At 68.9% G+C, this 12607-nt stretch carries 12 protein-coding genes and 1 pseudogene; 7 read left to right on the top strand and 6 right to left on the bottom strand.

What is annotated here, in order from left to right:
- Window positions 1–29: 29 nt before the first annotated feature.
- The gene (locus tag FHG54_RS03350; protein ID WP_232331319.1) at window positions 30–1619 is read right to left on the bottom strand and encodes an ABC transporter substrate-binding protein; all 1590 of its coding nucleotides are present in this window, start codon (window positions 1617–1619) and stop codon (window positions 30–32) included.
- 147 nt (window positions 1620–1766) lie between these two features.
- Here FHG54_RS03350 and FHG54_RS03345 point away from each other — a divergent pair, with 147 nt between their 5' ends.
- Window positions 1767–2486 carry a FadR/GntR family transcriptional regulator gene (locus tag FHG54_RS03345; RefSeq protein ID WP_233437857.1) on the top strand — a complete coding sequence of 240 codons (720 nt, stop codon included), beginning with the start codon at window positions 1767–1769 and terminating at the stop codon, window positions 2484–2486.
- Between the two features lie 69 nt (window positions 2487–2555).
- Here FHG54_RS03345 and FHG54_RS03340 read toward each other — a convergent pair whose 3' ends face one another.
- Entirely contained in the window at window positions 2556–3524 is a 969-nt protein-coding gene (locus FHG54_RS03340) for an acetylxylan esterase (protein WP_139416008.1), read from the bottom strand.
- A gap of 143 nt (window positions 3525–3667) precedes the next feature.
- Here FHG54_RS03340 and FHG54_RS03335 point away from each other — a divergent pair, with 143 nt between their 5' ends.
- From FHG54_RS03335 to purQ, 6 genes are all read left to right on the top strand, one after another.
- The gene (locus tag FHG54_RS03335; protein ID WP_139418281.1) at window positions 3668–4459 is read left to right on the top strand and encodes a tryptophan 2,3-dioxygenase; all 792 of its coding nucleotides are present in this window, start codon (window positions 3668–3670) and stop codon (window positions 4457–4459) included.
- Window positions 4460–4491: 32 nt separating this feature from the next.
- A complete protein-coding gene (locus FHG54_RS03330) occupies window positions 4492–5514 on the top strand; it encodes an amidohydrolase family protein (RefSeq protein ID WP_139416007.1) in 1023 nt (340 codons plus the stop codon).
- Between the two features lie 52 nt (window positions 5515–5566).
- Complete coding sequence (locus FHG54_RS03325) at window positions 5567–6790, top strand: kynureninase (protein ID WP_139418280.1); 1224 nt, start codon at window positions 5567–5569, stop codon at window positions 6788–6790.
- Window positions 6791–6931: 141 nt separating this feature from the next.
- Entirely contained in the window at window positions 6932–7249 is a 318-nt protein-coding gene (locus tag FHG54_RS03320; protein ID WP_139416006.1) for a hypothetical protein, read from the top strand.
- A gap of 104 nt (window positions 7250–7353) precedes the next feature.
- Window positions 7354–7680 carry a phosphoribosylformylglycinamidine synthase subunit PurS gene (purS, locus tag FHG54_RS03315; protein ID WP_168197083.1) on the top strand — a complete coding sequence of 109 codons (327 nt, stop codon included), beginning with the start codon at window positions 7354–7356 and terminating at the stop codon, window positions 7678–7680.
- 11 nt (window positions 7681–7691) lie between these two features.
- Window positions 7692–8390 carry a phosphoribosylformylglycinamidine synthase subunit PurQ gene (gene purQ / locus FHG54_RS03310; RefSeq protein WP_139416005.1) on the top strand — a complete coding sequence of 233 codons (699 nt, stop codon included), beginning with the start codon at window positions 7692–7694 and terminating at the stop codon, window positions 8388–8390.
- A 116-nt stretch (window positions 8391–8506) separates the two neighbouring features.
- Here purQ and FHG54_RS03305 read toward each other — a convergent pair.
- From FHG54_RS03305 to FHG54_RS03290, 4 genes and pseudogenes are all read right to left on the bottom strand, one after another.
- Window positions 8507–9226: pseudogene (locus FHG54_RS03305) on the bottom strand (flavodoxin family protein).
- A gap of 147 nt (window positions 9227–9373) precedes the next feature.
- The gene (locus FHG54_RS03300; RefSeq protein WP_139416004.1) at window positions 9374–10858 is read right to left on the bottom strand and encodes a catalase; all 1485 of its coding nucleotides are present in this window, start codon (window positions 10856–10858) and stop codon (window positions 9374–9376) included.
- 133 nt (window positions 10859–10991) lie between these two features.
- Window positions 10992–11426: a Fur family transcriptional regulator gene (locus FHG54_RS03295; RefSeq protein WP_139416003.1), complete on the bottom strand. Its 435-nt coding sequence runs from the start codon at window positions 11424–11426 to the stop codon at window positions 10992–10994.
- Between the two features lie 40 nt (window positions 11427–11466).
- Complete coding sequence (locus FHG54_RS03290) at window positions 11467–12588, bottom strand: mechanosensitive ion channel family protein (RefSeq protein WP_139416002.1); 1122 nt, start codon at window positions 12586–12588, stop codon at window positions 11467–11469.
- Between the last annotated feature and the right edge of the window lie 19 nt (window positions 12589–12607).

Genomic DNA, 12607 nt, shown 5'->3' with positions numbered 1-12607 from the left:
CGGGACGGCGTCCCGCCCCGGTCAGGGGGTTACTGCGCGACGCCGACGTCGAGGAACGACAGACCGGTCGTGGGGACCGGAGCGAAGCCGACGAGCTCGTCGGGGTTCCAGGCGGTGGGCAGCTTGCGGTGGAACAGCGGGTAGAGCGGCACCTGCTCCGACATGAGGTCGAAGGCCTGGTTCCACGTCTCCTGCTGCGCGTCGCCGGACTCGGCGACAGCCGTGTCGAGGAGCTCGGTGAGCTCGGCGTACTCGGGCGAGTCGGCCCAGTTGAAGCGCGTGTTCGGCCACACGTTGTCGCCGTACCACCAGCGCATCAGGATGTCGGCGTCGTTTCCGAAGACCGACGGGTCACCAGGGGCGACCATGACCTGGTAGTCACCGGAGTCGACCTTCGTGTACTGAGCGGGCGACTGCCCGATGTCGAGGGTCGTCGCAATGCCGGCGGCATCGAGCGACTCCTTGATCAGCGGGGCGACCTCGCGGACCCAGCCGGTGTCGGTGGTCAGCAGCGTGATCGACAGGTCGCTGACGCCGGCCTCGTCGAGCAGCTCCTTGGCCTTCTCGGGGTCGTAGGTGTAGACCGTCGACGCCTCGTTGTAGTTCGGGTGCGACTCGGGCAGGAACGACGTCGCGGCCTCGGCGTTGCCGAGCATGCCGGTCTCGATGATCTTGTCCATGTCGAGGGCGTAGAAGAAGGCCTGGCGCACACGGGGGTCGTCGAAGGGAGCGACCTTCGTGTTGAACATCATGAAGAGGAGTCCGAACGACTGCACGGTCTCGACCTCGACGGCCGAGGCGAGGGCGTCCACGTCGATGTAGGGAACGTCCTCCATCGCCTGGATCGTGCCGGAGGACATCGCGGTGACGCGTGCCGCCGGGTCGCCCAGCAGGTTCCAGTTCATGCCGGCGGCCAACGCGGGGCGCGGGCCGTTGTAGTCGTCGTAGCGCTCGAAGACGAGGGCCTCGTCGGGCGTGGCCGAGACGAGCGAGTACGGGCCGCTGCCGACGGGCAGTGCGCCGAAGGCCTCGGCGTCGGCCTCGACGAGCGCCTTCGGAACGATCTTCACGACGCCGAGACGCTCGTTGAAGAGCGAGAACGGGTAGTCGGTCGTGATCCGAACGGTGTCTTCGTCGACGGCCTCGACCGTGTTGATGAAGTCGACGAAGCTCGCGAAGAACCCGCCGGTGTCGGGGTTCATGACCCGCTCGTAGCTGAAGATGACGTCGTCGACGGTGACCGGGTCGCCGTTCTGGAACGTCGCGCCCTCGCGAAGGTCGATCTCGTACGTGGTGTCGTCGATCTCGGTCGGCATGTCTGCGGCCAGGGCAGCATACGGCTCACGGGTGACCGGGTCGAGATCGACGAGGCCCTCGAAGATGTGCCAGTTGGCTGCCTGGGTGACGGCGCCCGATGCCAGCATCGGGTCGAAGCTGCCGCCGAGCGAGTAGGAGATGCCGGCCTCGATCGTGGCCGACGAGTCGACCTCGCCGGCGGGCGCCGATGCGTCATCGTTCTGCGCAGGCGGCGTGCACGCGGAGAGGGCGACCGTGACGGCTGCGGCGCCGGCAATCGCGGCGGCCCACTTCGCGGGGCCTCGCCTTGTGGTTCGGATCATCATTGCTCCATATCCAATGGTCTTCGGGGGAGACGCCTGAGAGAACATCGGGAGATATCGGACATCAGACGTCTTATGTGACTAGACTGACGGTAATACTCGATGAAGCGAAAGGTCAAGCCGGGCATGACAAGACGTGATCAGACTGTGACCCGCGCCTACTCCGCAACCCCGCGAAAGCGGGGTTCGCTGACCGAGCAGATCAAGGGCCTGATCCTGGCCGAGGGCCTGCGGCCCGGCGACCTGATGCCCACCGAGGCCGACATCTGCGCCCGCCTCGAGGTGAGCCGTTCGAGCGTTCGCGAGGCCATGCGGATGCTCGCGGCACTCGACATCGTCGAGGTGCGCCACGGCCACGGCACCTACGTGGGCCAGCTCTCCCTCTCCCCGCTCGTCGAGGGCCTCGTCTTCCGAGGCGTCGTCGACCAGGACGACAGCCTCGCCGCACTGCTCGAGGTGGTCGAGGTGCGAGAGGCCCTCGACCTCGCGATGGCGACACAGGTCACGACATCGCTCGACGGAACGCATGACCCCGAGCTCGAGCGCCTCGTCGCGGTCATGGCCGAGAAGGGCGCCCGCGGAGTGCCGTTCGCCGAAGAGGATCTCGCCTTCCACACCCGTCTGCTCGGCTACCTCGACAACGCGCTCGTCGGGCAGCTCGTCGCGGCGTTCTGGGAGGTCAACACCGTCGTCTACCCGCTGCTCGGGCTGGCACCGGCCGCCGAGATCGCCGATACGGCGCGCGCCCACGGCGCGATGCTCGCCGCCGCCGTCGCCGGCGACGCCGAGAAGTACCGGCAGGCCGTCATCGAGCACTACCTGCCGCTGCGGCGCGCGCTCGAGAAGGCGAGCACCTCGGGGCGCTGACGCCGGGTTCTCGACCTCGAGGCCGTGTCAGCTCGGCGCGAGGCCGTGTCAGCTCGGCGCCAGGCCGTGTCAGCTCGGCGTCAGCACCTCGCCGAGCGCCTCGAGCGCGAGCAGGTCGTCGTCGACCCCGCCGCCCTCGTGTCCGTTGTACTGCCAGACGGTGATGCGCTTCGGCCCCATGTACCGGTTGTAGGCGGCGAACACCGTCGACGGGGGGCAGACGGCATCCATCAGCGCCGCGGTGATCCAGAGCGGCGCAGTGGCACGCTGCGCGAAGTTCGCACCGTCGAAGTACGAGAGCGTGTCGAGCACCTGTTCGGTGCGGTCGCGGTACCACGAGAGATAGTCGGCGATCTCACGATACGGCCGTGCATCGGTGATGACGGTCGCTCGCGGGAAGTCGCAGAGGAACGGCACCCGCGAGATGACCCCGGCGAGCCCGGGCACGAGTCCGGCCACTGCGAGCGCGAGTCCGCCGCCCTGGCTGATGCCCGTGACGGCCAGGCGGCGTCCATCGACGAGCGGCAGGGCGCGCGCGGCATCCGTCAACCGCACCGCATCGGTGATGAGCCGGCGGAAGTAGAAGGTCTCGCGGTGTTCGATGCCTCGTGTCAGGAATCCCGGCACCGCCGGTCCGGAGCCGGCCTCATCGGCGGTGGCGCCGCGCGAACCGCTCCACGCCTGGCCGCGGGTGTCGAGTTCGAGATGTGCGTAGCCCGCCGAAGCCCAGAGCAGGTTCTCGATGGCGTCGCCGCGCCCGCGACCGTAGCCGTGGAACTGCACCACGGCGGGCAGCGGGGCGTCGGCGCCGGCCGGCACGCGGAGCCACGCACGCACGCGCTGGCCGCCGAACCCGGCGAACGACACGTCGTACACGTCGACCGTGGCGAGCGGTGTCGAGACCCGCTCGGCCGTGACGGCGATGGCGTGTCGCCGGGCTTCCTCGAGCGTCGACGACCAGAACGCATCGAAGTCCGCCGGTTCTCGTCCGCTGCCCCGGTAGTCGCGCAACTCGGCTTCGGGAAGATCGATGTACATGTGCAGGCGCCTCTCGCTCGCGTCACGCTAACACGCGGCGAGGTTAGGCTGATCACGTGACAGAACGAGCTGAGCACGAGCCACCCGTCGTCGACAATACGCGGCGTATCGAGACATCCGTCGTCACCGACTTCAGCGATCGCATGAGCTACGGCGGCTATCTCGACCTGCCGACGCTGCTCTCGGCGCAGCGGCCGATCTCGCGGCCCGTGCACCACGACGAGCTGCTGTTCATCATCCAGCACCAGACGACCGAGTTGTGGCTGAAGCTCGTGCTGCACGAGCTGCAGACCGCGCGCGACCTGCTGCGCGCCGACGAGCTGGCCAAGGCCCTCAAGTGCGTTGCGCGCGTCAAGCACATCCAGAAGACGCTCACCGAGCAGTGGTCGGTGCTCGCGACGCTCACGCCCACCGAGTACGGGCAGTTCAGGGGCGTGCTCGGCAACGCGAGCGGGTTCCAGTCGTACCAGTACCGCGCGGTCGAGTTCGTGCTCGGCAACAAGAACGCGAAGATGCTCTCGGTCTTCGAGTCGGATGCCGCGGCGACCGCGATCCTCACCGAGGCGCTCGAGGCTCCGAGCCTCTACGACGAGTTCCTGCGACTGCTCGCTCGGGCCGGATACCCCATCCCCTCGAGTGTGCTCGAACGCGATGTCACCCTCGCGTGGACGTTCCGCCCCGAGCTCGTCCCGGTACTCGCGTCGATCTATGCCGACACCGACGAGCACTGGGCCGCCTACGAGACCTGCGAGGAGCTCGTCGATCTCGAGGACAACTTCCAGCTCTGGCGGTTCCGGCACCTGAAGACCGTCGAACGCATCATCGGCAACAAGACCGGCACCGGCGGATCGAGTGGTGCGAGCTTCCTGCGGCGCGCGCTCGAGCTGACCTTCTTTCCAGAGCTCTACGCCGTGCGCACCGAGATTCCGGGCTGACGACCCATCGCCTCGCGCCGTAGGCTGACGGAATGGACGAGAGTGCACGTCGGCGTGCTGCGAACGACGCATCCGGGCGGCCAGACCTCGGCCCCCTCGCGCACGCCGCTCGCCGTTCACTGAACGGCGAGCACCCCGGACTGACCGGCACGATGCTGCCCCCGCTCGTCGACCACCACGTGCACCTCATGCTGGTGGGCGCCGATGCGCTCGCCGACACCGCGCTCGCCGGGGTCGTCGACCTCGGCGCCCCGCTCGACCTCGTCACCGCGCGACGTCACCATGACGGGCTGCCGAACGCCGAGTTCGCCGGCGCCTTCCTCACCGCGCGCGGCGGGTACCCGGCCGGCAGGTCCTGGGCGGCCGAAGGCAGCGTCCGCGAGATCGACGAGCGCGCGGGCGACGGGCGGGGGTCGCTGCCGAGCCCGGCCGAAGCGGCGGTGGCCGAACAGCTCGCGTTCGGGGCATCCGTCATCAAGGTCGTGTTGAACGCGGCCGCGGGGCCCGTGCTCGATCGCGGTACGCTCGACGCCGTCGTCGCCGCCGCGCACGAGCGCGACCTGCCCGTCGTCGCGCACGTCGAGGGCGACGGCATGGCGCGCCTCGCGATCGACGCCGGCGTCGACGCGCTCGCCCACACCCCGTTCACCGAGCGTGTCGACGACGAGCTCATCGGCCGCGCCGTGGCACTCGGCCAACGCTGGATCTCGACGCTCTTCATCAACGGGTACGGCGAGCCCAGCCCCGACTTCGACCGCGCCGTCGACAATCTGCGCCGGTTCCACGACGCAGGCGGGCGCGTGCTCTACGGCACCGACCTCGGCAACGGGGTGCAGCCCCTCGGCCTGAATCCCGCCGAGCTCGCCGCGCTGAGCCTCGCCGGGCTCAGCGCGCCCGAGGTGATCGGCGCGCTCGTCGACCCGTGGCCGCTCCGCGAGCGCGCAGCGGGCATCGTGACGTTCGTCGCCGGACCGCCGCCCGCGACCCCCGAAGACCTGTCCGGCTGGCTCGCCTCGGCATCCATCGTGCCCACCGAAGACCTGGAGAGACTGTGATCGCGTTGGAGGCCATGTGACCCACGACCCGCACCTCGCATTCGCCCGGCGGATGGATCGCGCCGACGGCCTCGCGCACTACCGCAAGCGCTTCGCGGGTGCCGACACCGACCTCGTCTACTTCGACGGCAACTCGCTCGGTCGCCCGCCCGTCTCGGCGATCGAACGCGTCGAGCGGTTCCTCCGCGAGGACTGGGGCGGCAGGCTCATCCGCGGGTGGGACGAAGCCTGGCTGCAGCTGCCCACGGAGATCGGCGACCGCATCGGCCGCGCCGTCATCGAGGCGAAGGCCGGCCAGACGGTCATCGGGGACTCGACGACCGTGCTGCTCTACAAGCTCGCACGCGCGGCCGTCGACGCGCAGATCGCCCGCGACCCCGCGCGGCGCGAGATCATCGTCGACACCGACAACTTCCCGACCGATCGCTACGTGCTCGAGGGCATCGCCCGCGAGCGCGGTCTGCGCCTGCGCTGGATCGAGGTCGACACCTCGGCCGGCGTCTCGCCCGAGCAACTCGCCGAGGTCGCCGGCCCTGAAACAGCGCTCGTCGTCATCTCGCACGTCGCCTATCGTTCGGCGTACCTGGCGGATGCCCCCGAGCTCACGCGCATCGCTCACGACGCCGGCGCCCTCATCCTCTGGGATCTCTGCCACTCGGCCGGCTCGGTGCCCGTGAAGGCCGACCGCTGGGGCTTCGACCTCGCCGTCGGCTGCACGTACAAGTACCTGAACGGCGGCCCGGGCTCGCCCGCGTTCGCCTACGTGCGCGACGACCTGCAGTCGGCGCTCACCCAGCCGATCCAGGGCTGGTGGGGCACGACCGACATGTTCACGATGGGGCCCGAGTACGAGCCCGTGCCCGGCATCCGGCGGTTCCTCTCGGGCACCGCGCCGATCGTCGGCATGCTCGCGATGGAGGAGACCCTCGCGATGATCGAGGAGGCCGGCATGCCGGCGCTGCGCGCGAAGTCGATCGCGCTCACCGAGTTCGCGATCACCCTCGCCGGCGACTGGCTGGCGCCGCACGGGGTCACGCTCGCCTCCCCCGCCGACCCCGAGGAGCGCGGCGGCCACGTGACGTTCCACCACGACGCGATGCGCGAGGTCACCGCCCGGCTCTGGCAGCAGGACGTGATCCCCGACTATCGCGACCCAGGGGGCCTGCGCATCGGCCTCTCACCGCTGTCGACGAGCTTCGAAGAGGTGCACCGCGGCCTCGCCGCTGCGCGCGACACCCTGAAGACCGTGCTGCTCGAGCGCGCCGGACTCGGCTGACCGACGAGTCGGGTCAAAGCGCTGCGAGCCGGCGGGCGCGGCCTCTAGCAGGAAGAACGCCATCGTGACAAGCCCACGGGCGGATTCAGGCCGTTCGAGGCGGCGAGCGTACGATGACCAGACCACCGCGAAAGGAGCACAATGAGCGATATCGATCGCAACATCGACACGGCGAAGGCAACCGCAGACGCGGCGAAGACGACCGTGGAAGAGACGGTCGCACGCGCATCCGACGCTGTGAACGACACCGCGCAGCAGGCGACGGAGGCCGCAGCCGACGCGATCGGCACCATCTCGGAGCAGGCGACCGCAGCCGTGTCGACCGCGAAGGATGCCACCGCCGACGGCGTCGCCTACGTCACGTCGCAGTACCGCGAGAACCCCGGGCGGGTCATCGCCATCGGTGCCGGCGCCGTCATCGCCGTGGGCGTGATCATCGCAGTGCTTCGACGGCGCTGAGCGCTTCAGCCTGCTGAGCACGCCACGCGGCTGAGGTCGGGCACCGTGATTCACCCCGGTAGAATCGACGCATCCACACTTTCGACACCGGACGGAGAACCGCGGTGCCCACCATCGTCGTCGACGTGATGCCCAAAGCCGAACTGCTCGACCCCCAGGGGAAGGCCGTCGCCGGCGCCCTCAGCCGCACCGGTCACACCGGATTCAGCGGCGTGCGCATCGGCAAGCGATTCGAACTGACCGTCGACGGGCCCGTCGACGACGCACTCCGAGCGAGCGTCAAGGAGATCGCCGAGGAGATCCTCTCCAACGGCGTGATCGAAGACGTCGTCGGCATCCACTACGAGGTGACGAACGCGGAACTCGCCGAAGAGGCGACCGAAGCGGCATCCGGCACCGGGTTCGGCGCCCCAGCCGGCGAAACCCACTGAGCGGGGCCGTCATGCGCATCGGCGTCATCACATTCCCCGGCTCGCTCGACGACCGCGACGCGCAGCGCGCCGTGCGCCTCGCCGGCGGCGAGCCCGTCGCCCTCTGGCACGGCTCGCACGACCTCGCGGGCGTCGACGCGCTGATCCTGCCCGGCGGCTTCAGCTACGGCGACTACCTGCGTTGCGGCGCGATCGCCTCACTCTCGCCGATCATGACCGAGGTCGTCGATGCCGCGAACGCCGGCATGCCGGTGCTCGGCATCTGCAACGGCTTCCAGATGCTGACCGAGGCAGGCCTGCTCGAGGGCGGGCTCATCCGCAACGACCACGGCTCCTTCATCTGCCGCGATCAGGTGCTCACGGTCGAGAACGCCTCGACCGACTGGACGGGCGAGTACGAGGCCGGCCAGCAGATCACCATTCCGTTGAAGAACGGCGAAGGCGGCTTCATCGCCGACGATGAGACGCTCGACCGTCTCGAGGGCGACGGCCGCGTGGTGTTCCGCTACGTGGGCGTGAACCCCAACGGCTCGCTCCGCGACATCGCCGGCATCTCGAACGCCCGCGGCAACGTCGTCGGCCTCATGCCGCACCCCGAGCACGCCGTCGAGCCCGGATTCGGCCCCGACACCGCGGCCGCGATGCGATCGGGCGTCGACGGGCTCGGGTTCTTCGCGAGCGTCGTGCGCCGCTCGCTCGTCGAGGCGTAGGCCGCAGCGGCATCTCCGTTTCGAGGGCGTCGGCACTCGCATCGACGCACTCGACCGCGGCGTGCAGGCCCTCGTGAAGCACACGTTCGGGCTCGACCGAGGCTGAGTCCGCGTGGTCAGCGATACTCTGGATTCGCGCCGAATCCGGAGTGATCGCCGGCGTCCCATTCGGCGCGTACGTTGCCGCCGACCGGGAACCCGCCCGCATCTTTCAGCAGGCGCGCAAGGTGCAGCAGGTTGAAGGTCATGAACGTCGTGTTGCGGTTGGTGAAGTCGTTCTCGGGGCCGCCCGAACCCGGGTCGAGGTAGCTCGGGCCGGGGCCCGCTTCGCCGATCCAGCCTGCGTCGGCGCCCGGCGGGATCGAGTAGCCGATGTGCTGCAGGCTGTAGAGGATGTTCTGGGCGCAGTGCTTGACACCGTCTTCATTGCCCGTGATGATTGCGCCGCCGACCTTGCCGTAGTACACCTACTGACCGCGGTCGTTGACCTCGCCGCTCATCGCGTACAACCGCTCGATGAGCTTCTTCGTGATCGAGGAGTTGTCGCCGAGCCAGATCGGCCCGCCGACGACGAGGATGTCGGCGGCATCGACGCGCGGCCAGACCTCGTCGGGCCACGCGTCTGCGCGCCATCCGTGTCGGCGCATGTCGGGGTAGACGCCCGTCGCGACCTCGAGGTCGACGAAGCGCAGCGTATCGACCTGCACGCCCTGCTCCCGCATGAGCGCGATGCTCGCGTCCATGAGCCCCTGCGTGTTGCTCACCTCGGGGCTTCGCTTCAGCGTGCAGTTCACGAAGAGCGCGCGCAGGTCACTGAAATCGGGCAGCTCAGCCATGTGCGCGATGCTACTCCGGCACTCGAACGTCGGACAGGGGTTGCGAACGACCGGGTGCGGATGCTCCGGCGCTGGGGCCGCTCGCCGCACGAGGCTGTGGTGGGCCCGAATGTCCGGCAGAGCGACATCCGGGCCCGTCGTTCGTGACTACGCGGCGGCGCCGTCACCCTCGGCGGCCGAGATGACGGTCGCTGCGTGGGCTTCGCGGAGAACGACGCCGAGATCGGCGTCGACGTTCGTCCAGTACTGGAAGAACCGCTCGCGGATCTCGTCGATCGTGATCGACGCAGCCTGGCCGGCGAGCGTCACCTGCAGGCGTGCCTTCGCTTCTGCGGAGTAGACCTCGCGGTAGAGGGTGCCGGGCTGACCGAAGTCGCTGTCGTCCGAGCGCAGCGTGTAGGCCGCGCGCACGAGCTCGCCGTCGCTCTCCCAGCCGCCCTCTGCGGCCGACTCGGGCGCAGCGACGGGGCCGCCGAACGAGTTCGGCGCATAGACCGGAGTGCTCGGCGCGTTGAAGGCATGGCGCTGGGCTCCGTCTTGCGAGTAGTTGTTGACGGATGCCGCGTGCGGCGCGTTCACCGGAATCTGGTTGTAGTTCGTGCCCACGCGGTAGCGCTGTGCGTCGGGATAGCTGAACACGCGCGCCATGAGCATCTTGTCGGGGCTGATCTCGATGCCGGGCACCGTGTTGGCCGGCGAGAACGCCGCCTGCTCGATCTCCGCGAAGAAGTTCTGCGGATTGCGGTCGAGCGTGAGCGTGCCGACCGGGATCAGCGGGTAGTCGGCGTGCGGCCAGACCTTGGTCAGGTCGAACGGGTTGAACCGGTAGGTCTTCGCGTCGTCGTAGGGCATGACCTGCACGTGCATGTCCCACTTCGGGTGGTTGCCTGCCTCGATCGCCTCGTGGAGGTCGCGGCGGTAGTAGTCGGCGTCGGCACCGGCGATCGCCTCGGCGCTCTCGGCGTCGAGGTGCAGGTCTCCCTGCTGCGAGCGGAAGTGGTACTTCACCCAGAACCGCTCACCCTCGGCGTTGATCCACTGGTAGGTGTGCGAACCGTAGCCCTGCATCTCGCGCCACGACTTCGGCAGACCCCGGTCTCCCATGACGTACGTGACCTGGTGGGCCGATTCTGGCGAGAGGGTCCAGAAGTCCCACTGCATGTCGGCGTCGCGCAGACCGGTGCCGGGCAGGCGCTTCTGCGAGTGGATGAAGTCGGGGAACTTGATGCCGTCGCGGATGAAGAACACGGGCGTGTTGTTGCCGACGATGTCGTAGTTGCCCTCGGTCGTGTAGAACTTCAGCGAGAAGCCGCGCACGTCGCGCCAGGTGTCGGGCGAGCCCTGCTCTCCGGCGACGCTCGAGAATCGCAGCAGGGTCTCGACGGTCGAACCCGGCTGGAACACCGCGGCACGCGTGTAGGCCGAGACATCCGCGGTCACCTCGAAGCGGCCGAAGGCGCCGCCGCCCTTCGCGTGCACGACGCGCTCGGGAATGCGCTCGCGGCTGAACTGCGCGAGCTTCTCGACGAGATAACGGTCGTGCAGCACCGCCGGTCCGTCGGCGCCGATCGTGAGGGAGTGGGCGTCGCTGGCGACCGGGGTTCCGGTCTGCGTCGTGGTGGGTTCTGACATGCGTCCTTCTCTCTGGGTTGTTTCTCTGGGGTCGGGGTGGAAACACGGGCGACGCCCGCGCACGCGCGCCGGATCGTCGGGTCGGTGGCTTGGGCGGTGCGGGGCTGGGGAACCGGATCGACCGGCGACGGGATCAGCTCAACGCGCCGCTGCACTCGGGGCAGAGACCCCAGAACGTGACCTCCGCCGAGGCGATGCGGAAGCCGTGGGTCTCGCTCGGCGTGAGGCACGCGGCCTCGCCGACGACGCAGCCGACGTCGAAGACGTTGCTGCAGCTCGTGCAGACGAGGTGATGGTGATTGTCGCCGGTGCGGGTCTCGTAGAGCGCCGGCGAGCCGGCCGGCTCGATCCTGCGGAGGAGTCCGGCGTCGGTCAGTGCGCCGAGCACGCCGTAGACCGCCTGCCGAGAGGTGGTCGGCAGCAGCCCGGCGACTCGCGTATGCACGTCGTCGGCATCGAGATGGTCGCCGGCGCCGAACGTGCCGAAGACCGCGAGCCGCGACTCCGTGACCTTCAGCCCCGGCACCGCGGAGCCTGGCTGCTGCCCGCTCGCGTTCGTCGGTGGCATTCGAGGTCATGCCTCGAGCGTAGTGGTTGTTTTGACTATGTCAAAACAACGCGCGCGTCACGCGCCTTCCCAGCTCGGTTCCGTCGCCACTCGGCCGTCGACCGGCAGGGCTCGACTGCTGTTCACTCGGAGCTCCGACCAGCACGCGTTGCACGGGCAGGGCAGACGCGTCGTTCCGGCGCAGCCATTCCACGAGTTGCTCGCGCATGAGGCAGCGCAGATCCCAGGTCGCCGCCGAGTCGCGTGCGCTCGCAAGCACTCGCACCCGGATCAGGCCACCGGTCGCGTCGGTCACCTGCAGCACCGAGGTACGCCCGTCCCAGAGATCGGTGCCCTCGAGGATGCGGTGCAGCTCGGTTCGCATGGCGTCGGTCGAGACGCGCCAGTCGAGGTCGAGTTCGACCGACCCGATGAGTTCGCTGCCGTACTTGGTCCAGTTCTCGAACGGCTGTGTCGTGAAGTGGGTGCACGGCAACACGAGAGTGCGCTGATCCCACGTCATGACGACGACGTAGGTGAGAGTGATCTCACGGATGCGCCCCCATTGACCGTCGACCACGACCACGTCGTCGAGCCTGATCGCCTCGCTGAACGCGATCTGCACGCCCGCGAAGACGTTGGCGAGCACGGATTGGGCGGCCAACCCGGCAACGATCGACGCGACACCGGCCGAGGCGAGCACGGTGGCGCCGAGCGCACGCACGGCCTCGAAGGTGAACAGGATCACGCCGATCGCCAGAATCACGATGATCGCCACCACCAGGCGACGAAGAACCTGCAATTGCGTGCGGGTGCGCCGCGCGACGCGGTTGTCGGCGGTGCCGATGTCGGAGCGCCGCACTGCGAGGTCGGCCAGGAACAGGAACACCTGGCATGCGAGCCACGCACCGGCCGCGATGAGCGCGATGAGGAAGGCGTGGTTGACGGCAGCCAGCCACTCGTGCTCGGGAAACGCCAGGGCGAAGGCGATCCAGACGCCGGTCACGGTCAGCACGGTGCGGAACGGCCAGCGGGCGCGCTCGATGAGGATCTTGCCCCACTCGTATCGGCGTGCGGTTCTGCGCACGATCGCCGAAGCGATCCACGAGATCACGAAGACGACAGCGCACACCGCGACCACCGTCGTCGCGAACAGGGCCCAGGACTGCCAGGTCGTCGTCATCGACCCAGCCTTGCGGTGT

The sequence above is a fragment of the Agromyces laixinhei genome (genome assembly GCF_006337065.1).
Lineage (GTDB): Bacteria > Actinomycetota > Actinomycetes > Actinomycetales > Microbacteriaceae > Agromyces > Agromyces laixinhei.
Note: the sequence above shows the minus strand (reverse complement) of the source record. Positions and strands in the feature narration are given on the sequence as shown.

Coding starts and splice junctions, on each gene's coding strand:
- FHG54_RS03295 (WP_139416003.1), bottom strand. CDS start 11,426: ATGCCACCGACGAACGCGAGCGGGCAGCAGCCAGGCTCCGCGGTGCCG.
- FHG54_RS03350 (WP_232331319.1), bottom strand. CDS start 1,619: ATGATCCGAACCACAAGGCGAGGCCCCGCGAAGTGGGCCGCCGCGATT.
- FHG54_RS03340 (WP_139416008.1), bottom strand. CDS start 3,524: ATGTACATCGATCTTCCCGAAGCCGAGTTGCGCGACTACCGGGGCAGC.
- FHG54_RS03290 (WP_139416002.1), bottom strand. CDS start 12,588: ATGACGACGACCTGGCAGTCCTGGGCCCTGTTCGCGACGACGGTGGTC.
- FHG54_RS03320 (WP_139416006.1), top strand. CDS start 6,932: ATGAGCGATATCGATCGCAACATCGACACGGCGAAGGCAACCGCAGAC.
- purQ (WP_139416005.1), top strand. CDS start 7,692: ATGCGCATCGGCGTCATCACATTCCCCGGCTCGCTCGACGACCGCGAC.
- FHG54_RS03300 (WP_139416004.1), bottom strand. CDS start 10,858: ATGTCAGAACCCACCACGACGCAGACCGGAACCCCGGTCGCCAGCGAC.
- FHG54_RS03335 (WP_139418281.1), top strand. CDS start 3,668: ATGAGCTACGGCGGCTATCTCGACCTGCCGACGCTGCTCTCGGCGCAG.
- FHG54_RS03325 (WP_139418280.1), top strand. CDS start 5,567: ATGGATCGCGCCGACGGCCTCGCGCACTACCGCAAGCGCTTCGCGGGT.
- FHG54_RS03330 (WP_139416007.1), top strand. CDS start 4,492: ATGGACGAGAGTGCACGTCGGCGTGCTGCGAACGACGCATCCGGGCGG.